We start from the raw sequence: 22,701 nt of genomic DNA, 5'->3' as shown, positions 1-22,701 counted from the left end.
GGCGGGCAACAATGGCGGCGTGCGGATCGTCGTCGCGGAGGACTCGGACGCCGGAGTCGGCCGCCGCTACTCCGTCCGCGGCCTGGACGACGCCCTGCCCGAGAAGCGCGGCCTGTCCGCCGAGGAACTTGCCACGATCGTCCGCGACGTCGAAGGCACAGCGAACTCTCCGCCCACGTGGGTCTTTCCCGCCACCGACCGGATCTACCCGGTACTGCTGTCCGCCGGTGTCCGGGTACGTCGCTGCCACGACCTGCGGACGACCGAGGGCCTGCTGCTCGCCTACGAGGGCAGGCACGGCGAACCTCGCGGCCTGGCTGCCGCGTACGCCAGGGCGCGCGGTGAGCCGCCGCCCCCGGAGGACGACACGCCGGCCGACGAGCCGTCCGCGCAAGGCGTGCTGTTCGAGCCGTCCGGTCCTGCCCTGCCGCACGGGGTGACCGCCACCGAGGCGGCCGCGGTGGTGCTCGCCGAGCAGGAGCGGTGGCTGGACCGCCTGCCCACCTCGGAGCGGATGCGCCTGCTGGTGGCTGCGGAGTCCGCGTCCACGCTGGTCGCGGCGGAGATGACGGCGGACGGCCTGCCGTGGGACGCCGGCGTGCACCGGCAGCTGCTCACCGACCTGCTCGGCCCGCGGGTGGCGGGCGGCCGGCCGGCGAAGCTCGCCGAGCTGGCCGAGCGGATCGCGGCGGCGTTCGGCGAACCGGTCAACCCGGATCATCCGCCGAGCGTGGTGCGTGCTTTCGCCCGCGCCGGGATCGAGGTTCCGTCGACCCGGGCCGCGGCCCTGGTGGGCGTCGACCACCCGGCGGTGGAGCCGCTGCTGAAGTACAAGGAACTCGCCAGGCTGCACTCCGCGCACGGCTGGACCTGGCTCGCCGAGTGGGTGCACGACGGCCGGTTCCGCCCGCATTTCGTCGTCGGCGGCGTGGTGTCCGGGCGCTGGGCGAGCCGGGGCGGCGGGGCACTGCAGATCCCGAAGACGTTGCGCCGCTGCGTCCGGGCCGACCCCGGCTGGAAGCTGGTGGTGGCCGACGCCGCCCAGCTGGAGCCACGGGTGCTCGCCGCCATCTCCGGGGACCAGCGGCTCGCGGCGGTGTCCACCGCGGAGGATTTGTACACCGGCCTGGCGGCCGAGGCGTTCGGCGGCGACCGGGCGCGCGCCAAGGTCGCCATGCTGTCCGCCATGTACGGCGGGACCGCCGGTGAAGCCGGTGCGCTGCTGGCGGTGCTGCGGCAACGATTCCCGGTGGCCGTCGGCTACGTGGAGCAAGCCGCGCTGACCGGGGAGCGTGGCGAGCTGGTGCGCTCCCGCCTGGGACGCACTTCTCCCCCGCCGCCGGAGGCGTGGCGCTCCCTGACGGGCAGCGCCGACGACTCCCAGCAGGCCGCGGCCCGGCGCGCGGCCAAGGACTGGGGCCGGTTCACCCGCAACTTCGTCGTGCAGGCCAGCGCCGCCGACTGGACGGCGGTGCTGCTGGCCCTGGTGCGCAGCAAGCTGCGCGATCGGGCGCCGGAGGCCCAGCTGGTCTTCTTCCAGCACGACGAAGTGATCGTGCACTGTCCAGCGGCGGTGGCCGCGCTGGTGTGCGACGTGCTCGAGGAGTGTGCCGCGGAGGCGGGACGCCTGGTGTTCGGCGAGCGGTGCCCGGTGTGTTTCCCGCTGATCGGCGAGGTCGTCGACAGCTACGCCGACGCCACGTGAGCCTTCCACCACGGGGCCGGCGGGGGCGGTGTGGCGACGTCGATCCGCTGTCCCGGGTTCGGCACCGCGATCGGGACCCCCGCAGCCTCGGCGGCGGCGACAGCGCGCTCCGCCGGCTCCGCCCACGGATGCGGGGCGAGAGTGAAGGTGCCCCAGTGCACCGGGATCAGCAAGCCGCCACGCAGGTCCCGGTGCGCGCGCACCCCTTCCTCCGGCGTCATGTGCACGTCCGGCCAGCTCGCGGCGTAGGCACCGACCTGGATCAAGCTCGCGTCGAACGGGCCGTGCTCGGCACCGATGGCCGCGTAACCGTCGAAGTAGCCGGAATCGCCGCTGTAGAAGACCCTGGCGTCGGCTCCGGCGATGACCCACGACGCCCACAGCGTGGGGTTGCGCCGCAGGCCGCGCCCGGAGAAGTGCCAAGCCGGGGTCGCGGTCAGGCGGACCCCGGCGACGTCGGCCGACTCCGTCCAGTCCAGCTCCACGATGCGCTCGGCCGGCACCTGCCAGAACCGCAGATGGGCGCCGACGCCCAGGGGCACGACGAACGGAGCGTCGGTGTTGTCGCGCAGCCAATCGACGGTCGGCATGTCGAGGTGGTCGTAGTGGTCGTGCGAAAGCACCACGGCGTCCACTCGGCCGACGTCGGCGAGCCGGTGCGGCACGGGATGCAGGCGCCGCGGCCCGATCGGCACCGGCGACACGCGCGGGCCCCACACCGGGTCGAGCAGCAACCGGACGCCGGAGATCTCCACCAGCGACGAGGCATGGCCGTACCAGGTGACGTGCAGTCCGCCGGGGGCGGGCGGCTGGGCGGGCGTCAGCGGAACCGGAACCGCCGGCTTGCGGCTGCCCCGGTTGCGCCACATCTCGCGCAGCGTCGAGCGCACGTCCTCGGCCGGCGGGACCACCGTGGTCCGGCCGAGGTTGTGGAACGCCCCGTTGCGATACACCGAGTTCCTCGCCCGGCGCGCCATCTCCTCCGGATCGGGAAGCGCCCCCATTGCGCGCACCGCCGACACCCTCGTCACCATGGCATTCCCCTCCACCGGCGCCGCCCGGGCACCGGCTCTCGACACGACCTTCCCTGTCTCACCCCTGGCTGTCCACGGGTACTCCCCGACTTCCTCCACGGTAGGTGTGCCCGTCCCGGCGCGCACTGCCGCCGGCAAGCTAGGCTCGATCGTGATGAACCGTCCGTCGAATCAGCCCCGATGGCCAGAACTGCGGTCGCTGCGGCCGGGCGTCATCCCGCTCGGCCCGCTGACCATGACCGAGATCTTCCTCGGCGCGGTGGACGTGCTGCGCAAGCACGCCGCGCTGCTGTTCGGCACGTCCCTGGTGACCTTGGCGGTGACCCGTGCCGTCGTGCACCTGTTGACCGCGCCCATGCTGGCCGAGCTGCCCCGGCTGCCCGCCCGGCCGACCCAGACTCAGCTCAACGACTACGTCGCCCGGCTGATGCCGATCAGCGGCATCGACACCGCGCTGAGCACCGTGGCGCTGGTGCTGGTCACCGGGATCGCCACGGTCGCGGTGGGCCGTGCCGTGCTCGGCAAGCCGCTCACGCTGGCCGAGGCCGCGCGCGAGATCGCACCCCTGGCGCTGCCGCTGCTCGGGCTGACCGTGCTGGTCAGCCTGATGGTCGCGGCCGGGCTGCTGGCGTTCCTGGTGCCCGGGGTGTGGCTGGCCGTGGTCTTCGGCCTGGCCGCGCCCGCGCTGGTGCTGGAACGCACCACGATCATGCGGGCGTTGCGCCGGTCGCGGGACCTGGTCTACGGGCACTGGTGGCAGGTGTTCGGCGTCCTTGCCCTGGCGTTCGTGATCATCCTCGGGGTGAACGCGCTGGCGGCGACCATCACCGGTCCGCTCACCCCGGCCGACGACGTGTTCAGCCTGCCCATGCTCGGATCCGTGGTCGCGGGCGCACTCACCGCGCCGTTCTTCGCCGCCGTGACCGCGCTGGTCTACGTCGACCGCCGGTTCCACACCGACGATCTGGCGCTGGAGCTGGCCAGGGCGGCGGGACTGCGCTGAGTCAGCTCCGCCGGCCGGCCAGCAGGGACACGATCCGCTGGTAGCCGGAGGCCAGTACGCGCGGTAGGAGGTCGATGACGTAGGCGTCCGGACCGACGAGAATGCGGGCCTGATCGCGTTGGACACCGCGCAGGATGCGGCGTGCGGCGCTGCGCGGCGAGGTCAGGGCGATGCGGTCGAATCCCGCCGCCAGCGCCTCGCGGTCCAGCCCGGCGGCGGCACGCCCGTTGCGGGCGATTGCGGTCCTGATGCCGCCTGGGTGGACGCAGCTGACGCCGACCGGGTGCCCGGCGATCTTCATCTCCTGACGCAGCGCCTCGGTGAACCCGCGCACGGCGAACTTGGTCGCGGTGTAGGCGCTCTGGTTCGGCACCGCGACGAGCCCGAACACGCTGGACATGGTGACCACATGGCCGTCGCCGGAGGCGATCAGCTGCGGCAGGAACGCCTTCGTGCCGTGCACGACGCCCCAGAAGTTGATCCCGACGATCCACTCCAGGTCGTCCCAGCCGAGCCGTTCCACCGGCCCGGTGAGCGCGACACCGGCATTGTTGATCACCAGGTTCGCGCCGCCCAGCTCCCGGCGCACGTCGTCGGCGTGGTGATGCACCGCGGCACGGTCGGACACGTCGAGCTCGGCCTGCTTGACCGTCGCCCCGAGGCACTCGCAGCGCCTTGCCGTCTCGGCGAGCCCGTCCGTGTCGATGTCGGACAGCGCGAGGACGGCGCCGCGTTCGGCCAGTTCGACAGCGAGCGCACGACCGATACCCGACGCGGCACCGGTGACCACCGCGACCTTGCCGGCGAACGATCTCATGCCGGCGAGGGTAACTTACCGGCGGTAAGGTGCCGCGCCCTCGATCACTTCGGATCGCTGGGGCCGGGCACGTTGTCGCCCTCGCCGTCGGCCACCGCGGTCGCGCCCACCTCCCCCAGCGACCGCTCGCGCCGCGGCCTGCCGGTCAGGCCGACGTGCCCCTCGGTGTGCATCCGCTCGACCATGTGCGGGTAGTGCAGCTCGAACGCGGGCCGCTCGGACCGGATCCGCGGCAGCTCGGTGAAGTTGTGCCGCGGCGGCGGGCAGCTGGTGGCCCACTCCAGCGAGTTGCCGTAGCCCCACGGGTCGTCCACCGTCACCCGCTCGCCGAACCGATAGCTGCGCACCACGTTGTAGACGAACACCAGCATCGACACGCCGAGGATGAACGACCCGATCGTCGAGACGATGTTCAACGAGGTGAAGCCGTCGGACTCCAGGTAGTCGGCGTAGCGGCGGGGCATCCCCTCGTTGCCCAGCCAGTGCTGCACCAGGAACGTGGTGTGGAACCCGATGAAGGTCAGCCAGAAATGCCACTTGCCGAGCGGTTCGTCCATCATCCGCCCGGTGAACTTCGGGAACCAGAAGTAGATGCCCGAGAACGTGGCGAACACGATCGTGCCGAACAGCACGTAGTGGAAGTGCGCGACCACGAAGTACGAGTCGTGCACGTGGAAGTCGAGCACCGGAGCGGCCAGGATGATGCCGGTCAGGCCGCCGAGCAGGAACGTGGCCATGAACCCGACGGCCCACAGCATCGGGGTCTCGAACGTGATCTTGCCGCGCCACATGGTGCCGATCCAGTTGAAGAACTTGATGCCGGTGGGCACGGCGATCAGGAACGTCAGGAAGCTGAAGAACGGCAGCAGCACCGCACCGGTGGCGAACATGTGGTGCGCCCACACGGTGAACGACAGGCCGGTGATCCCCATGGTGGCGAAGACCATCAGCTTGTAGCCGAACAACGGCTTACGGCTGAACACCGGAACGACTTCGGTGATGATGCCGAAGAACGGCAGGGCCACGATGTAGACCTCGGGGTGGCCGAAGAACCAGAACAGGTGCTGGTAGAGGATCACCCCGCCGTTGGCCGGGTCGAACACGTGCGCCCCCAGGTGCCGGTCGGCTGCCAGCCCGAACAGCGCCGCGGTGAGGATCGGGAACACGCCGAGCACCAGCACCGCGGTGAACAGGATGTTCCAGGTGAAGACCGGGACCCGCCACATGGTCATGCCGGGCGCGCGCAGGCAGACCACGGTGGTGATCATGTTGACCGAGCCGAGAATGGTGCCCAGGCCGGACAGGATCAGCCCGAAGATCCACAGATCGGCGCCGACCCCTGGCGCGTGCGCGGTGTCGGACAGCGGCGGATAGGCGGTCCAGCCGAAGTCGGGCGCGCCACCGGGGGTGACGAAGCCGGACAGCACGATCAGCCCGCCGAACAGGAACAACCAGTACGAGAACGCGTTCAGCCGCGGGAAGGCGACGTCCGGTGAGCCGATCTGCAGCGGCAGGACGAGGTTGGCGAAGGCGAACACGATCGGCGTCGCGTACAGCAGCAGCATGACCGTGCCGTGCATGGTGAACAGCTGGTTGTACTGCTCAGACGACAAGAACTGCAGCCCGGGCACGGCCAGCTCGCCACGCATCAGCAGGGCCATCAGCCCGCCGATCATGAAGAAGGCCATGGACGTGACCAGGTAAAGGATCCCGATCGTCTTGTGATCGGTGGTCCGCAGGATGCGCGCCATCGCGCTGCCGCGCGGTGGGCGTTCTGGTGTGATGCTCACCGGTGGACGCGGCTCGGCCGGGCGCGTGGTACGGACTGGTTCTGTCTGTGTCATTCGCCACACCTCGCCTGCCAGTGTGCGTCAAGAACGGGCACAACACCAGTGGAGATCCGCCTCGCTTGCTCCGTTCGCGGCGAGGACGATGGAGGTGTGAGCATGCGCTTTCGCAACCGGATGTCGGCAGGCCGCCGGCTGGGCATCGAACTGGCCAAGCACGGGTGGACCAGCCCAGTCGTGCTGGCGCTGCCTCGCGGCGGGGTGCCGGTCGCGGCCGGTGTCGCGGAAGAGCTGAACGCGCCGCTGGACGTGGTGGTGGCGGGCAAGATCGGCGCACCGGCACAGCCCGAGCTGGCCGTCGGCGCGGTCACCGCGGACGGGGCAGTGTTCTACGACGACAAGACATTGGCGGCGCTCGGCCTGACCAGGGAGGACGTGGTACGGCGCAGCGAGGCCGCGGTGGCCGAGGCGCGGCGCAAACAGCAGCGTTACCAGGTGAGGGCGCTCGACGTCACCGGGCGCGACGTGCTGATCGTCGACGACGGGCTGGCCACGGGCCTTACCGCGCTGGCGGCGGTGAACGCCGTGCTCGCCCGCCGCCCGCTCTCGGTGAGCGTGGCGGTGCCGGTCGGGTCCTACGCGGCGATCCGCCGGGTGGAAGAGGTGGCCGACGCCGTGTACTGCTTGCGGCGCCCGCCGCATTTCCGTGCCGTCGGGCAGTGGTACCAGGATTTCACCCAGGTCACCGACGACGAGGTCGAACAGCTGCTGCAGGTCCACTCCCGCTAGCCGTCACCCCTGGTGCGCCTGCTCGACCACGGCCGGGGCCACCCGCCCGGTGACCTCGCCGAACCGGACGTGCTCCCCACCCGGGCCCGGAGCCGTCGCGGCGATCGTGACGACGTCCTCGTCGAGCAGATACGAACGCTCGGTGCCGTCGCCGAGCAGCACCGGGTCCGTGCCGTCCCAGGACAGTTCCAGCAGGCTGCCCCGCTGATTCGGTTCCGGGCCGGACACCGCACCGGAAGCGATCACGTCACCGGTGCGCAGGGCGCCTCCGGTGACGGTCAGCTGCGCCAGCTGTTGCGCCGGTGTCCAGTACAGCGCGGCGAACGGTGGCTGGGCCACCACGTGCCCGTTGATCCGCACTTCGAGCTGGACGTCCAGCCCCCAGTCGCGGCCACCACGAAGATACGGCGCGGGCTCCGGCTCCTGCGCCGGGGCGGGAACCCTGGCGTGTTCCAGCGCCTGCAACGGGACGACCCATGGTGATATCGACATCGTGAACGGCGTGCCCGGCGCGCCTGCGAGCAGCTTCATGTCGAAATGCTCGATGTCGCGCGCCGACCAGGCGTTGACCAGGCACGCTCCGAAGACGTGCTGGGCGAACGCCTCTGCAGACACCCGCTCTCCGGGTTCGCTCGGTGCACCGACCACGAAACCGACCTCGGCCTGGAAATCCAGCTTGCGGATCGGCGACTTCGAACGGGACGTGCAGCTCGACGGCATCCAGTGGCGCGAGATGCGCCAGGACCGCAGGCCGGTACTCGGGATCGGTCAACCACGCGACGATCCGCTCCCGGACGGCCTGCCAGATCGGCCGCCCCGCCGCCATGAGCGGGTTGAGCACCTCCGCCTCCAGCAGCGGTGCGAACTCCTCCCCCAGCACGCCGGCCACCGCGCCGATGTCCAGCACGCTGTCGCCCACGGCGACACCGATCCGCCGCCTGCCTGCCAAGCCCCGCCGGTCCGGCTGCGTGAACACCCCGTAAGGCAGTGTCAGCAGTCCGAACCGGCTCCCCTCCGGCGCCTCGAACCACATCCGCCCGGTCACGCAGACCAGCCTGCCACGGTTCTCGCCCGCCGACGATCACGCTGGGGAAGCCCCCACGCCACGAGCGCGTCGGGTGAACCCGCCACCTCCGGCAGCAGGCGCTCGTCGTCCACCCCATGCCATGAACCCTCGGCCGATACCCCGAAGGCTCGTGCCAGGCCATGCGCTCGAGGTCACCCGCTGACCGCCGCGCACGACCCGCATCCGGACATCACTGCAGGTCGCCGCTCGCCTGGTCCCCCGCAGTGGCTTCGCGAGCGCCCGGCCGATGGCCCGCCGGTCACACGACGAGGCCATGCGCTCGGCCGCGAGCGCGGCGCGCCCTGCCATCGGCGCTCACCCGCACGGTGACCGCTGGCCGTCCGGTGATGACATACGGAGCTTTGGGCCTGTCTGCTCCTTCGTCGACGACGCCTGGCCGCCACGCACGCTTCATGCATCCACGCACGCTCATGCATCGAGGACAGCCAGCCACGCGGCTGCCTCCTCACCTCGGCGCGGCGGCGCCCCGGCGTCGTCCCCCGGTCGGACCGCTCGCATGACTCATGCTCCCCGGCCCTGGTGGCCTCGTCGTGCTCGAACGGAGCAGCGGCCCGCGCCGCTCGGAGCATCCTCGGCCGTGGCGGCCGGCCACTGCGGCGATCCGCAGTCGCGCCGCCATCGCGTCCGGTCCGGCGGCCACCCGCAGCCACGACGGCCCGCCGTCTCATGTACGGGTGAAGCGCCGAATTCCCTTCCCCGGACGCCAGCTGCGGATCACCAGCAGATTCCCCTCCGGCTTGGTCAGCACCGCCTCGGTCAGGTCGAGCCGGAACAGGTGGTAGTCCATCGGCTCGCCGTCGGGGGACTGCATCGGCTCCTTGGCGGCGGGATCGTCGACCTCCGTCGCGATCCCGCTGATCTTCGCGTCCGGTTCGGCCATCGACCCGTCGCCGGAGTTGGCGTGGATCGCGCACCGGCCGTCGCGCCGCAAGTCCTGCGCCTTGCGCGCACCGAGCATCGATCCGAACTGCACGTGACCGTGCTGGAAATCGACCTCGGTGCCGCTGACGCGCGGCGATCCGTCCGCCCGCAGTGTCGCCAGCACATGGTGCCTGGCCGCCGTGAAACGCTTCCGTACTTCCGCGGCGAACTCCGGTTCTTCCTGCTCGAACTGCGCCCACTGGACCATGCCGCGGAGTATGGCAGTGACCACCGACATCGCTGCACGGGCGGCGAACGGCACGACGCCCGGCAAATTCACGAAACGTCCGTTATGCGCAGCTTGCCGAATACCGGCCATCGAGCCGGCGGCACAGTTTCCGGATACCGCCATTGTGGATCATCCGGATGACCTAGACTCGCTCGCGCAATCGTCTCCGGCGCGTCTTGGTCTGCCCATGCCGCAGGGTGCACCAGGCGGCGCCGCCCCAGCTTTGACGCAAGGAGTGCGCATGTCACAACCACCCGGCCCAGGGCCGTACCCGCAGCAGCCTGGGCAGCCGCCTGGAGGCGGGTTTCCTGGTCAGGGGCAGCCGCCCAGCGGAGGGTTCCCCCAGCAGCCCGGTTACGGTCCCCCGCAGGGCCAGCAGCCCGGTTACGGTCCCCCGCAGGGCCAGCAGGCCGGTTTCGGTCCGCCGCAGGGCCCGCCGCCCGGCTACCCGCCCACCGGTGGCTTCCCGGCGGGCGGACCGGGACCGCAGAAGAAGAGCCCGCTGCCGTGGATCCTCGGTGGTGTCGGAGCGCTCGTCGTCGTCGGTGGTGTCATCCTGCTGATCGTGCTGCTCGGCGGTGGCGGCACCGGTGACCCCGAGTCGGCGGCGAACACCGCGCTCGACTACCTGAAGGACGGCGACGCCGAGGGCCTCGCCTCGGTGTCCTGCGAGAACATGAGGAAGGCCCTGGAGAAGGTCAAGGACACCTCCAACTCCGGGATCCCGGACGGCGTCACCGCCGAAGTCGGTGAGGTCAAGGAGGTCAGCGACACCAAGGCCGAAGTCGCCATCAACATCACCAAGGACGGCAAGGAACGCACGGAGACGTTGATCTTCGTCAAGGAAGGCGACGACTGGAAGTTCTGCGGCACCAAGACCCTCGACGCGTCGAACATGCCCGAGCTTCCCTCGGGTGGCGACATTCCGAGCCCGGGTGACATCCCGAGCCCGGGAGACATCCCGAGCCCGGGAGACATTCCGAGCCCGGGTGACATTCCGAGCCCGGGCGGCATCCCGAATCCGGGCATGCCGAACTGACCCGGCACACGGGCCGAACGATCTGGCGAAAGGGGCCGGAACCACCTGGTTTCCGGCCCTTTCGTCATGTCGCGCACGCCGTTGTCATGCTGCGGGAGTATGGGGCGATATGTCGGATGACCGCTCATGCGCCCGATGACGGCATTGATACCGTTGCGCTCACGCATCAGGCCCCGTCGGTGATGTGATCGTCGAGGAGACACATGACCCAGCCGCCCGGCCCTCAGGGCCCTTTCCCGCAGTATCCGCACGGCCAGCCACCCGGCGGCGGCTTCCCCCAGCAGCCGGACGCCTGGCAGGCGCAGCCGCCCGGCTCATCGGGCGGCTGGCAGCAGCCCGACCAGTGGCAGGCCCAGCCACCCGGTGACTGGCAGGGTCAGCAGACCGATGCCTGGCAGGGCCAGCAGCCCGGTGGCTGGCAGGGACAACAGCCCGGGTTCGGGCAGCCGGGGCAGCCGGCAGGCCAGGACCCGTTTTCCGACGACGAGGACGGCAGGAAGAGCAAGTGGCCGCGGATCCTCGGCGGGGTGGGCGCCCTCGTCGTCATCGGCGGTGTCGTGCTGCTGATCGTCCTGCTCGGCACCGGGCCGAGCAAGGGTGCGACAGCGCAGGAGACCGCGGACGCGTTCGCGTCGGCGTTCAACGACCGCGACGTCGACGGCGTGAAGGCGCTGCTGTGCGAGGCCAACCTCAAGGGCGAGATCGGCAAGGCCCTGGACAACGGTGACGTGTTCGCCGACCAGCCGGAGAACCTCACCATCGAGGTCGCCAAGGTCGAGCAGGCCGGTTCGGATTCCGCCACGGCGCACTACCGGCAGGTCGACGACGGCAAGCCGACCGAGGGCACCATTCCCGTGCCGCTGAAGAAGAACGGCGACGTGTGGGAGATCTGCGTCCAGCAGCCGGTCACCACGGGCGAGCCCGCCGGTTAGCCAGTCCGACGACGCGGGACCGATCGTGCGCAGGGCCCCTCACCGGCGCGGTGAGGGGCCCTGCCTTGTCGTCCCGGCCGGTCAGACGTTGCGCCGGTACTGGCCGCCGACCTCGAAGAACGCTTCGGTGATCTGTCCGAGCGTGCACACCCGCGCGGCGTCCATCAGGACGTCGAAGACGTTCTCGCCGTTGCGGGCCGCCTCCTGCAGGCGCCGCAAGGCGGCCGGCGCCTCGTCCCGGTGCCTGCGCTTGAAGTCGGCCACCCGCTGCAGCTGCGACTGCTTCTCCTCCTCGGTCGCCCGCGCCAGCTCCACGGTGACCTCGTCGTCCTGCGGATTCGGGTTGCGGAACGTGTTCACCCCGATGATCGGCAGCTCGCCGGTGTGCTTGAGCCGCTCGTACAGCATCGACTCGTCCTGGATACGGCCGCGCTGGTAGCCGGTCTCCATCGCGCCGAGCACCCCGCCGCGGGCCGAGATCTTCTCGAACTCGGCCAACACGGCCTCCTCCACCAGGTCGGTCAGCTCGTCCACGATGAACGAGCCCTGCAGCGGGTTCTCGTTCTTCGACAGGCCCCACTCCTGGTTGATGATCTTCTGGATTGCCATGGCGCGGCGCACCGACGCCTCGGTCGGCGTGGTGATGGCCTCGTCGTAGGCGTTGGTGTGCAGCGAATTGGCGTTGTCGTAGAGCGCGCACAGCGCTTGCAGCGTGGTGCGGATGTCGTTGAACGCCATCTCCTGGGCATGCAGCGACCGGCCGGAAGTCTGGATGTGGTACTTCAGCTTCTGCGACCGTTCGTTGGCGCCGTACCGCTCCTTCATGGCGATGGCCCAGATCCGCCTGGCCACCCGGCCGAGCACGGTGTACTCGGCGTCCATGCCGTTGGAGAAGAAGAACGACAGGTTGGGCGCGAAATCGTTCACGTCCATGCCGCGGGCCAGGTAGGCCTCGACGTAGGTGAACCCGTTGGCGAGGGTGAACGCCAGCTGGGAGATCGGGTTCGCACCCGCCTCGGCGATGTGGTAGCCAGAGATCGACACCGAGTAGAAGTTGCGCACGCCATGCTCGATGAACCACTCCTGGATGTCGGACATCATGCGCAGCGAGAACTCGGTGGAGAAGATGCAGGTGTTCTGCCCCTGGTCCTCCTTGAGGATGTCGGCCTGCACCGTGCCGCGGACGTTACGCAGCACCCACTCGCGCAGCTCGGCCGCTTCCTGCTCGGTCGGCTCCCTGCCGTGCTCGGCCCGGAACGCGTCGAGCTTCTGGTCGATGGCGGTGTTGAGGAAGAACGCCAGGATCGTCGGCGCAGGGCCGTTGATGGTCATCGACACCGACGTGTTCGGCGAGGTCAGGTCGAACCCGGCGTACAGCTCCTTCATGTCGTCGAGCGTGGCGACCGAGACACCGGAGGTGCCGATCTTGCCGTAGATGTCCGGCCTGGTGTCCGGGTCGTGCCCGTACAGCGTCACCGAGTCGAACGCGGTGGACAACCGCTTGGCCTTGGAGTCGGCGGACAGGTACTTGAACCGCCGGTTGGTGCGGAACGGGTCGCCCTCGCCTGCGAACATCCGGCCCGGCTCCTCTTCCTCCCGCTTGAACGGGAAGACCCCCGCGGTGAACGGGAAGTAGCCGGGCAGGTTCTCCCGCCGCAGGAACGACAACAGCTCACCGCGGTCGACGTAGCGCGGCAGCGCCACCCGCGGGATGCGGCTGCCCGACAGCGTGTCCCGCCACAGCCGGGTGTGCAGCTCCTTGTCGCGGACCCGCACCACGAGCTCTTCCCCGCGGTAGGCCTCGGCCCGCTTGGCGTGCTCGGCGAGCAGCTGCTTGGACTCGTCGGAGACCTCCGCGTCAGCGGCCTGGATCAGCTCCTCCACCGCGGAGGTGTCCTTGCCGGCCGCGGCCAGCGCGTCCCGGGCAGCGGTGAGCTGGTCGAGCTTGCGCACCGCCTCGGCCTGCTGCTCGGTCCGCCGGTGGTACGCGCGCACCGTCTCGGCGATCTCGGCGAGATACGACGCGCGGGTCGGCGGGATGATCGTGCTCGCCCCGGTGGACACCTTGGTGCTCACCCGCGGCAGCACCCCGGTGGAGACGGTCAGGCCACGCTCGGCCAGCAGGTCGCGCAGGAAGTGGTAGAGCGCGGTGACCCCGTCGTCGTTGAACTTCGCCGCGCTGGTGCCGAAGACCGGCATGTCCTCCGGCGACTTGCCGAACTCCTCCCGGTTGCGCAGCATCTGCCGGGACACGTCACGCCGCGCGTCCTCGGCGCCCCTGCGCTCGAACTTGTTGATGGCCACCGCGTCGGCGAAGTCGAGCATGTCGATCTTCTCCAGCTGCGACGCGGCGCCGAACTCCGGCGTCATCACGTACAGCGAGGCGTCCACGTGCTCGACGATGCCCGCGTCGCCCTGGCCGATGCCGGGGGTCTCGACGATGATCAAGTCGAAACCGGCCGCCTTGCAGGCCGTCACCGCGCCGTCCAGCGCCTCCGGGATCTCACCGGTGTGGGTGCGGGTGGCCATGGACCGGAACATGATCGGGCTGCCGCCCTGGTGGCCGCTGCCCGGCCACTCGCCGAGGCAGTTCATCCGGATGCGGTCGCCGAGCAGTGCCCCACCGCCCTTCCGGCGGGTCGGATCGATCGCCAGGACGGCGATGCGCAGCTTGTCCTCCTGGTCGACGCGGAACCGGCGGACCAGCTCGTCGGTCAGCGACGACTTCCCGGAGCCGCCGGTGCCGGTGATGCCCAGCACCGGGACGCTGCGCTGCGCCGCGGCCTCCGCGAGGGCCGACATCCAGTCGTCCGGCAGCACACCCGCCTCCAGCTGGGTGATCACCCGCGCCAGCGCCGCGGTGTCCCCTGCCAGCACCTGTTCGACCGATTCGGGTCCCCGTGCGGCCAGGTCGAAGTCGCATTCGCGGATCATCACGTTGACCATGCCGGGCAGGCCGAGCCGCTGGCCGTCCTCCGGGGAGAAGATGCGTGCCACGCCGCGGGAATGCAGCAGCTCGATCTCGTCCGGCACGATCACGCCGCCGCCACCGCCGTAGACCCGGATGTGGCTCGCCCCGCGCTCGGCGAGCAGCTCGACCAGGTAGGTGAAGTACTCCACGTGCCCGCCCTGGTAGGCCGACACCGCCACGCCCTGCACGTCCTCGGTGATGGCCGCGGTGACGACCTCGTCGACCGAGCGGTTGTGGCCGAGGTGGATCACTTCCGCGCCCTGCGACTGCAGGATGCGCCGCATGATGTTGATCGACGCGTCGTGGCCGTCGAACAGGCTCGACGCGGTGACGAACCGTACGGGATGCTTCGGCTGGTGCAGATCGGTTGTGCCGGTCATCGCTCGCCTTTCGGTGGCCGGGTCCTGCTGCCAGAATACTAGGACGTCCTACTGTTTTATCACCACAGTTCGGGCGTGGTGATGCGCACATCCCCTGCGCAGGGCCCGGCCACGTGGGCGCGCCGAGTCAGTGGAAAGGCACGAACGCGACCCGGCCGAGATCGTTCAGCGCGTTGGCCTGCGCACCGGCTTCGGACACCGTCCACAACGTCTCGCCGATGACCGCCGACCGCAGAACCTGGGCCTCGACCGGGGTGCCCGCCGAGTGCCGAACGGTGCCGACCCGCTCGATGTCGTCGTCGCTGACACGCAGCGCCAACGCGCCACCGCGGGCGCCGAGGCCGAGATCGATCGGCACGACGACCAGGTCGCGCGCCGGCCAGTAGAGGAAGGCATGGGCGTCGTTCTCCGCCGCCGAGTACGCACCGTCGATGTGCAAGTGCGCCACTCGCTGTGGATCGGCGCCGGAGGTGTCGAACAGGGACACCTGCGTGCCGGTCACCTGGCCTCGCGCGGTGGCACCCTGCCCGATGCCCAGCAGGCGCGCGGCACCCACCGGGTGCAGGTACGACGAGTACCCGGGGATCTTGAGTTCTCCGTCCAGTTCCGGGGCGGCCGGATCGCTGAGGTCGATGCGATACAGCGGGTCGACCTGCCGGAACGTCACCACGTATGCGGTACTGCCGAGGAACCGCACCGCGTAGATGCGCTCCCCCTTCCCCAGCCCGGTGATCGTGCCGACCTGCTTGAGCTGCTGTCCTTCCTTCCGCAAGACGGTCACTGCGCTTTCCGTGCGCCATCGGCCGGCCGGCCCGTCCGCGGTCTGGCTCTCCGTCGTCGTGGCCACCCGCAGGTATCCGTCGTGCTCGGACACCGAGTACTGGTTCAGCAACGCACCGTCGACCGTTCCGGAGGCCACGAACCGCGGGGGCCGGGAGCCGGAGACGTCGAACTGGTAGATCTTCGTGCGCCTGTCCTGAGACACCGGGGCGATGCGCTCGGCCGCGGGCATCGGGCCGAATCCGCTCCGCAGGCCGTCGATCACGTACAGGTTCTTGCCGGTGCCGTAGACCGTCGAACCGTTGCCCGCCACCGACACCGGGTCGCCCCGGCCCAGCTCACCGTCGATGTCCACGGTCAGCACGGTGAGCAGTTGCACTCCCGTGACCGGCTTCGGGTGATGCACTCGATGGCAGTCCACCAGGCGTCCGGACGATTCCGTGCCGTGGGACCGGATCGTGTAGCGCGGAAGCCAGTCGTCGATGGCCGACTCGCGGACGATCCGCTTCATGTGTCGTTCGTACGACGCCGGGGAGTCCGGTGACGACGGCGAGTGCGGGCGGTGCGGACTGCGCCAGTCCAGGCGCGGCCCGGAGCTGACCACCAGGCGGGCGATGCCGTCGGTGGCCCTGGCGTCGACGAAGTATCCGTCGACGGTCAGTTCGCCGGTCACCTTCCCGTAGGTGAGGTCGACCTGCACGAACCTGGTCGCCGGACCCTCACTGCCCTTGATCGCGACGTGGGCCAGCACCACCAGCGCACGGTCGCCGTCGATGAACAGACCGCTGGGGTAGCCCCCCTTCAGCGTCACGGAGACGGTCTGCTTCCGGGTGGCGACGTCGATCACGCGTAGTTTGTGGTCCACCACGGTGACCAGACGCTTGCCGTCGGTCTTGACGATGTCCGGCTCGTCCGCGGCCGATTCGTGCGTATTGGTCGGCGAGAACTGCTCGCCGCGTTCGGCAGCCGCGGCTGTGCCCGCCACGTCGAGTTCCCGACGGTACATGCCGAACCACTGCCAGCCCACCGCTTCGAGCTCCCGTGTCACCGCCTGCTGGAACGCCTTCAGGGCGGACGCGCAGGAATCGTGGGCGACCAGCTGCGCGCCCGCTGCGCCGATCGGCCTGCTGTCCGCGACGGGCCGCAGAGTCTCGGGCTCGGACTCGCATCCGGCGACGAACACCATGACCGCCGCCACCGCGGCCTCTCCCCAACGCTGTTTCATGCGCCAAGGACGGACATCACGCCCGGAGCGGTTGCATCGGCTGGGCGGTGGTCACGAGACGACATGGCACGCAGGGAGCACTGCCGACGTGGTCGTCGTGCTGCTGCTCGGGCGTGGAGACGACGTGACACGCAGGGAGCGCTGGCAGGCAACACGAGCCGGCCCTGCCCACCGGGGAGACGACGTGGCACGCAGGGAGCACTGCGCCTGCCGGCCTGGAGGGCCTGCTGCGGCGGAGAGACGACGTGGCACGCAGGGAGCACTGGCTGATCAGGCGAGCGCGGAAACCCGAACTGTCGCCGGACGACGTCACGCCGAGCCGTTGCGGGGGCTGGTCTCACCCCAGACCGGTGTGGCGAATTCCGTGCCCATGTGAGCACGACGTCCAATCGAGCCGGCACCGCACCATGTCGCTCCCCACAAGACCCGTGGAACACGCCCGAACCCGCTACCGAGACGTCGCACCTGGATCCGGTCACAGCGGCGCTGACACCCGAGACCGATTTGCGACCCCCGCCCACGTGGCAAGCCCGACTGGCAATCGAGCCGGCGCCATGACAAGCGGCACTCCACGCGACCCGCATGCCACAGACCACTGGCCCGACACCCAGACGCCTCACCGGGACCCCGCCACAACGGCTCTCACACCCTCGAGACCCGCACTGCGAGCCCGAGCCGCAATCAACCGATGCCACTACAAGCCGCACCCACGCGACCCACACGCTCGACCGAACCCGGCACCAGGCTCAACGACCCCGCCACAGCGGCTCTCACCCACTCGAACCCGCCCGGCGAGCCGTCACAACGGCTCGCTCGAGACCGGTCCGCCCCGCCCACGTGGCAAGCCCGACCGACCCGCAACCGGGCCCACGCCGTAACGGGAACCGCACCCATACGTCCCGCACCGAATCCGATGGCAGATGTCGTGCCGGGACTCCGTCCCAGGCGACCCCGGGGCTCGGGGCCACTGTCGTGATCCCACAGATCGCGGCTGGGGAGCCGCGCGCCTCAAGGTCGCCCTCCAGGCCGGCCGCTGTGTGCCGCCCATGCCGTGGTGGGGCGCGGCGCCCCCCCCCCGAGGTCGACCGCCGACGACTGACCTCACGCAGACGCGCCGAACGGTCTGGACGCCCGTAGTCACTCGGATCGAGAGCTCGGTTCAGCGCACCGAGACGGCGCGCCGCGCGATCCACTGCTGCATCGCGTACTCGACCAAGGTGATCAGCGTGTGCTTCACCGACTCGCGCTCGCGCGCGTCGCACAGCACCACCGGCACCTGCGGATCGACGTCCAACGCCTCACGAACGTCCTCCACCCGGTGCGGGTGGCGGCCGTTGAAGCCGTTGAGGCCGACCACGTACGGCAGACCGCGGTCCTCGAAGAAGTCGATCGGCGCGAACGAATCGGCCAGCCTGCGCGTGTCGGCCAGCACCACCGCTCCGATGGCGCCGCGGACCAGGTCGTCCCACATGAACCAGAACCGCTGCTGACCGGGCGTGCCGAACAGGTACAGCACCAGGTCGTCGTCCAGCGACACCCGGCCGAAGTCCATCGCCACCGTGGTGGTCGCCTTCAACGGCGTGGCGGCCAGGTCGTCGATGCCGATCGAGGCGTCGGTCATCATCGCTTCGGTGGTCAGCGGGACGATCTCCGAGACCGACCCGACGAACGTCGTCTTGCCCGCACCGAAGCCCCCGGAGACCACGATCTTCGCCGACGTCATGGTCTGCGCGCCGGAGCCCACCGCGGCCTCCGCTTCAGTCTTAAAGCCGACGGAGTCCACTCAGCACCCTTTCCATCAACAACAAGTGAGCCTCGGCGCCGTCCTCACCGGACAGCGTCTTGTGCACGTTGACCAGACCGGCGTCCGCGGCGTCGCTGACCAGCACCCGCGCCACGCCGAGCGGCATGCGCAGGGTAGCCGCCAGCTCGGCCACCGAGCGAGGCTGGGGCAGTGCCTCGACGAGGGTGCGCTGCTCCAGCTCCACCGGCTTGTCGTCGGTCAGCGCTCCTTCCTTGGCGGAGACCAGCGTCTCCAGTTCCAGCTGATAGCGCGCCTTCGTCCTGCCTTTGGTGCGTATGTACGGCCGCACCAGGGCCGTGCCGTCGTCCGATCTCACAACGCACTCCTCACCGTGGGTCCGTCACGCCGGGGCGAGCAAAGAACCCCCGGAACCTTGCAGCTGCGCGCGCAGCTCCGGCGTCAGAATCTGGCCGACCCGGTCGACCAGCAACGTCATCTCGTAGGCGACCTGCCCGATGTCGCAGTTCGGCGAGGCGAGCACGGCCAGGCACGACCCGTCGCTGATCGACATCAGGATCATCACGCCGAGCTCCATCTCCACGACGGTCTCGGTGACCGCACCGGCCTCGAAGCAGTGCGCAGCACCCTGGGTCAGGCTGACCAGGCCGCTGGCGACCGCGGCCAGCTGATCGGCGCGGTCCAGGGGCAGCCGGGCCGACGCGGTGAGCAGCAGCCCGTCGGCCGACACCACGACCGCGTGCGCCACACCGGGGACTCGCTCGGCGAAGTCGTTCACCAGCCAACCGAACTGGTTCTGCTGGGGACCAGAGGCGGTCATTCATCCTCCATGTTCTTGTCGTGCTTCGTCTGGCGCGCCGGCTGCGCTGCCGCCGCACTCACCGGCTCACCGCCGTTGCGTTCGCTGCGTGCCACCAGGCCCTGGTCCGCCGCCGCGGGTGCCGATCCCGCCGGTGCGGAAGCGGGCCCCGCCGGCGCGGGCGCCGATCCCGCCGCCGCGGTTCCGGCCCTGCCCCGGCGCACGCCGCGCTGGAAACTGTTCAGCCTGCCCCGCACCGTCGCCGGGTCACGTTCCGGCTGCGGCGTCTTCGCCACCGGCTTGCTCAGCGCGCTCGCCGAGCCGGGCAGCAGCTGCTCCCCACGCCGCCTGCGCGGCAACCCCGCCTGCGTGAACGACGAGGACGGCTTCGGCGTGGCCACCGCCGCCGCGTCCCGCCACGCGCCGTCCGTGGGGAACTCCCATTCGCTCCGCGACGGCGCGCCCTCGGGCCTCTCCCCCGCTCCGGTTGCCGCGGCCTGCCGCGCACCGGCGTGCTTCGCCGGCTTGTCCGCGCCGGTGCCGGTGCCCGCCGGAGCGGCGCCGCCCGCCGGTGAGCTCGCACCGTTCTGCGTCTCGGCCGGGTTCTCCGCCGGCGGCGTCATCGCCTGCTGCTCGGCCGCACGACGAGCCTGATACCGCCCGCGTTGCACGCCGCGCTGGAAGCCGCTGAGCCTGCTGCGCACCTTCGCGGCGTCGAGCTTGCGGTCCGCCGCGCCGAGCGCCGAGCGGCTCGGCGTCACCGGCTCCTGTGCCGGGGTGGCGCTGCCCGGCAGCAAATGCTCGCCGCGCTGCCGCTTGGGCAGCCCCGCCTTGGTGAGCGCGGACGGCTCGGATTTGCTGGCCGCCGCCTTGACCGCCTGCAGGTTCTCGTCGGCGGCGAACTCCCATGCCCGCTCGGCCGGGTCCTTCTCGCTGCGCTCTCCGGCGTCCGCCTGCTCCGCCGCCGGGCTCGAGCCGGACCGAAACCAGGCCGACAGCATCTCGTCGTAGATCGGGGTGGTCTCGGTCCTCGCCGCGCCGTCCTGATGCGCCGCGTCCTCGCCTGCCTCCTCCTTGGCGCCCTCCGGCGCCTTCGTCTCCTCAGCCGCCGTGGTGGCGTTCCACCAGTCGGACAACGGCGACGTGCCCGGTTTGAACAGCGCCTTGCCGGCGGGAAGTTCGGACGATCCGGCTCGGTGCCCGTTGGTGGCAGCCGCAGCGACCGGCACGCCGTTGGCCACCGTGGCGCCGTCCGGCGAATCGTTCCGCGATCCGGCAGCCGTTGTCACCGGACCCTCGTCGGTGATCACCGGCAGCTCGGAGGTCAGCGGTCCGCCGTCGGTGCCGAGCACCAGCTCGTCGGGAACGACGACCGTGGCGCGCACCCCCTGCACGTCGTTGCCGCCGTGCAACGTGACACCGATGCCGTGCTTGGCCGCCAGCCTGCCCACCACGAACAGGCCCATCCGGCGGGACGTCACCATGGCCAGCGACGACGCCTCGGCCATCCGCGCATTCGCCTCGGCCAGCTCGGCGTCCTTCATGCCGATGCCCTTGTCGACGATGTCGATCACCATCGAGCCGTTCGGCCCGAGATTGCTGGACACCGTCACCTGCGTCTCCGGCGGGGAGAACGCCGTGGCGTTGTCCAGCAGCTCGGCCAGCAGCCGCATCACGTCGCTGGCCGCGTGACCGACGATCTTGGTGGTCGGCGGGGTCTGCACCACCACCCGCTGGTACTGCTCGATCTCGCTGACCGCCGCGCGCAGCACGTCGGCCGTGCTCACTGGCCGGCCGGAGCGGCGGCCGATCTCCGCACCGGAGAGCATCATCAGGTTCTCGTTGTTGCGCCGCATCCGGGTGGCCAGGTGGTCCAGCTGGAACAACATCGCCAGCCGGTCGGCGTCCTCCTCGTCGCGCTCCAGCCGCTCGATCAGCTGCAGCTGCCGCTGCACCAGGCTCTGGCTGCGCCGCGACAGGTTCACGAACACCCCGGAGTACGCGCTGTGCATCTCCGCCTGCTCGGCGGCCAGCTTCAGCGCCTGGCTGTGCACCGCGTCGAACGCGCGCGCCACCTCACCGACTTCGTCCCTGGTCAGCACGGGCACCGGCTCGACCCGCCGGTCGGCTCCCTTGCCCTGCTGGATCGCGGCCACCGCCTCGGGCAGCCGCTCCTCGGCGACCGTCATGGCGCTGTTGCGCAGCTGCTTGAGCGACCGCAGCAGCTGCCGGGTGATGGCGAACACGGCGGCGGCGGCGACCAGCAGCGCGACGCCGAGCAGCCCGGCGATGATCAGCACACTGGTGCGCGCGTCGTCGGCGAGCTGACCGGACTTCCGCTGCACGTCGGCCGCAATCGCCTCCACCACGCGACCGACCTGGTCGAACACCCGGCCGGAGGCGTTCTGCCACTCGCGCTCGGACAGCTTGCCGATGGCCTCGTCGGGCGAGACGCCCAGCTCACCGAGCACCGACCTGGCCATCCGGGCACGCTCGTCGGCGCTCGACTCGCTGACGCTGGTCTCCAGCAGCGCGCGCTGGTCGGGGGTGGCCATGGCGAAGAAGTTGTTCAGCCGGTCCTCGATCCGGACCTCGGCCGTGCGCACCTCGGACAGCTCGGCGGGCGCCAGCGATCCGCGCGCGGCACCGAAAGCCACGAACGCGTGCTGCAGCGCGATCTCCTCCTTCGCCGCCAGCAGCTCACGCAGCGCCTGCGGCGTGGCACCGATCTCCGGGTCGCTCACCCGCGCGGTGGCCGCACCGTCCAGGGTCAGCAACGCCTTGGCGATCGCGGTGTACTCCTCGATCGCGGGGACCACGTCCAGCCGTCCGCGGGCCACGTCGGCACGCAGCGCGTCCAGCCTGCCCACCATCCGGCCGGCATTCGTCCCCGCGTTCCGCAGGCCGGGGTCGAGCTCCACGGCGTCCTCGATCGCCTCGGTCAGCGGCGCGATCCGCGCGTCCACCGCTTGCCGGGCCGCCCGCAACGAAGGCGACGTGCCCACGCCCTTGGTGAGCTGGGCGGCGGTCTCGGTGCGTTCCCGCTGCACGGCGTCCAGCAGGCTCCCGGACGCCGCGCTGAGCCGGATCAGCGCGTCGATCCGCCGGTAGCTGGCCGAGCTCTCGCTGGTGCTGGTCAGCACGGACACGCCGAGTGCGATCGCCAGCACGATCGGGACCAGCGTCACGGCCGCCAGCTTCACCGGCAGCTTCCAGTCCCGCCACGCCAGCACCGCGCCCACCCGGCGCCGCCACGACCGCTGCCGGTGCGGCTCGTGCCCGATCAGCTCCTCGACCGGCACCTGCCTGGCGACCTCTCGCCGTCCTTCTGCCGTCACGCTATGTGACTCCCTGTCCAACCACGACGTACCCCAGCTGCACCGTCACCGCCGGCGAGCAGCAGCAGGCCGCACTACCCGGCACTCCGCATCGAGCTCGCCG

Annotated in this window: 16 protein-coding genes and 1 pseudogene; 5 read left to right on the top strand and 12 right to left on the bottom strand. The window is 70.6% G+C overall.

Annotated features, from left to right (window positions below; genetic code table 11):
- Positions 1-19: 19 nt before the first annotated feature.
- Positions 20-1,705 carry a bifunctional 3'-5' exonuclease/DNA polymerase gene (locus YWY_RS0103920; protein WP_038044471.1) on the top strand — a complete coding sequence of 562 codons (1,686 nt, stop codon included), beginning with the start codon at positions 20-22 and terminating at the stop codon, positions 1,703-1,705.
- On the opposite strand, the gene YWY_RS20165 is transcribed toward YWY_RS0103920, so the two are convergent.
- On the bottom strand, positions 1,687-2,709 hold the full coding sequence (locus YWY_RS20165) for an MBL fold metallo-hydrolase (RefSeq protein WP_051309650.1): 1,023 nt from the start codon (positions 2,707-2,709) through the stop codon (positions 1,687-1,689). The genes YWY_RS0103920 and YWY_RS20165 overlap by 19 nt on opposite strands.
- A gap of 184 nt (positions 2,710-2,893) precedes the next feature.
- Between YWY_RS20165 and YWY_RS0103910 the strand changes: the two genes are divergently transcribed.
- The gene (locus YWY_RS0103910; RefSeq protein WP_156899093.1) at positions 2,894-3,742 is read left to right on the top strand and encodes a hypothetical protein; all 849 of its coding nucleotides are present in this window, start codon (positions 2,894-2,896) and stop codon (positions 3,740-3,742) included.
- Between the two features lies 1 nt (position 3,743).
- Here the strand turns inward: YWY_RS0103910 and YWY_RS0103905 are convergent, their stop codons facing one another.
- Positions 3,744-4,559: an SDR family NAD(P)-dependent oxidoreductase gene (locus YWY_RS0103905; RefSeq protein ID WP_028846544.1), complete on the bottom strand. Its 816-nt coding sequence runs from the start codon at positions 4,557-4,559 to the stop codon at positions 3,744-3,746.
- Between the two features lie 44 nt (positions 4,560-4,603).
- Complete coding sequence (gene ctaD / locus YWY_RS20160; RefSeq protein WP_084608885.1) at positions 4,604-6,403, bottom strand: aa3-type cytochrome oxidase subunit I; 1,800 nt, start codon at positions 6,401-6,403, stop codon at positions 4,604-4,606.
- A 102-nt stretch (positions 6,404-6,505) separates the two neighbouring features.
- Here ctaD and YWY_RS0103895 point away from each other — a divergent pair, with 102 nt between their 5' ends.
- On the top strand, positions 6,506-7,135 hold the full coding sequence (locus YWY_RS0103895; RefSeq protein WP_028846543.1) for a phosphoribosyltransferase: 630 nt from the start codon (positions 6,506-6,508) through the stop codon (positions 7,133-7,135).
- A 3-nt stretch (positions 7,136-7,138) separates the two neighbouring features.
- On the opposite strand, the gene YWY_RS20155 is transcribed toward YWY_RS0103895, so the two are convergent.
- The 3 genes and pseudogenes from YWY_RS20155 to YWY_RS0103885 form a co-directional block, all read right to left on the bottom strand.
- The gene (locus YWY_RS20155) at positions 7,139-7,855 is read right to left on the bottom strand and encodes a fumarylacetoacetate hydrolase family protein (RefSeq protein WP_051309644.1); all 717 of its coding nucleotides are present in this window, start codon (positions 7,853-7,855) and stop codon (positions 7,139-7,141) included.
- Between the two features lie 37 nt (positions 7,856-7,892).
- Positions 7,893-8,168, bottom strand: a pseudogene (locus YWY_RS24870) (fumarylacetoacetase); the annotation flags it as partial.
- A 718-nt stretch (positions 8,169-8,886) separates the two neighbouring features.
- Positions 8,887-9,351 carry a pyridoxamine 5'-phosphate oxidase family protein gene (locus tag YWY_RS0103885; RefSeq protein WP_028846542.1) on the bottom strand — a complete coding sequence of 155 codons (465 nt, stop codon included), beginning with the start codon at positions 9,349-9,351 and terminating at the stop codon, positions 8,887-8,889.
- A 262-nt stretch (positions 9,352-9,613) separates the two neighbouring features.
- Between YWY_RS0103885 and YWY_RS23570 the strand changes: the two genes are divergently transcribed.
- Positions 9,614-10,411 (top strand): Rv0361 family membrane protein, encoded by a 798-nt coding sequence (locus YWY_RS23570; protein WP_084608883.1) that lies wholly within the window; start codon positions 9,614-9,616, stop codon positions 10,409-10,411.
- Between the two features lie 203 nt (positions 10,412-10,614).
- A complete protein-coding gene (locus YWY_RS0103875; protein WP_028846540.1) occupies positions 10,615-11,343 on the top strand; it encodes an Rv0361 family membrane protein in 729 nt (242 codons plus the stop codon).
- An 81-nt stretch (positions 11,344-11,424) separates the two neighbouring features.
- Here the strand turns inward: YWY_RS0103875 and icmF are convergent, their stop codons facing one another.
- The 6 genes from icmF to YWY_RS20145 form a co-directional block, all read right to left on the bottom strand.
- A complete protein-coding gene (icmF, locus tag YWY_RS0103870) occupies positions 11,425-14,694 on the bottom strand; it encodes a fused isobutyryl-CoA mutase/GTPase IcmF (RefSeq protein WP_028846539.1) in 3,270 nt (1,089 codons plus the stop codon).
- Between the two features lie 127 nt (positions 14,695-14,821).
- Entirely contained in the window at positions 14,822-16,699 is a 1,878-nt protein-coding gene (locus YWY_RS20150; protein WP_051309642.1) for a beta-propeller domain-containing protein, read from the bottom strand.
- A gap of 1,159 nt (positions 16,700-17,858) precedes the next feature.
- Positions 17,859-18,422 (bottom strand): GTP-binding protein, encoded by a 564-nt coding sequence (locus YWY_RS0103860; protein ID WP_051309712.1) that lies wholly within the window; start codon positions 18,420-18,422, stop codon positions 17,859-17,861.
- A gap of 40 nt (positions 18,423-18,462) precedes the next feature.
- The gene (locus YWY_RS0103855) at positions 18,463-18,819 is read right to left on the bottom strand and encodes a DUF742 domain-containing protein (protein WP_028846537.1); all 357 of its coding nucleotides are present in this window, start codon (positions 18,817-18,819) and stop codon (positions 18,463-18,465) included.
- A gap of 24 nt (positions 18,820-18,843) precedes the next feature.
- Positions 18,844-19,281 carry a roadblock/LC7 domain-containing protein gene (locus tag YWY_RS0103850; RefSeq protein WP_028846536.1) on the bottom strand — a complete coding sequence of 146 codons (438 nt, stop codon included), beginning with the start codon at positions 19,279-19,281 and terminating at the stop codon, positions 18,844-18,846.
- Positions 19,278-22,598, bottom strand: a complete 3,321-nt coding sequence (locus YWY_RS20145; protein WP_245566535.1) for a sensor histidine kinase — start codon at positions 22,596-22,598, stop codon at positions 19,278-19,280. Before YWY_RS20145 ends, YWY_RS0103850 begins: the two co-directional genes overlap by 4 nt.
- Positions 22,599-22,701: the final 103 nt, after the last annotated feature.

It is taken from the genome of Thermocrispum agreste DSM 44070 (genome assembly GCF_000427905.1).
Lineage (GTDB): Bacteria > Actinomycetota > Actinomycetes > Mycobacteriales > Pseudonocardiaceae > Thermocrispum > Thermocrispum agreste.
Note: the sequence above shows the minus strand (reverse complement) of the source record. Positions and strands in the feature narration are given on the sequence as shown.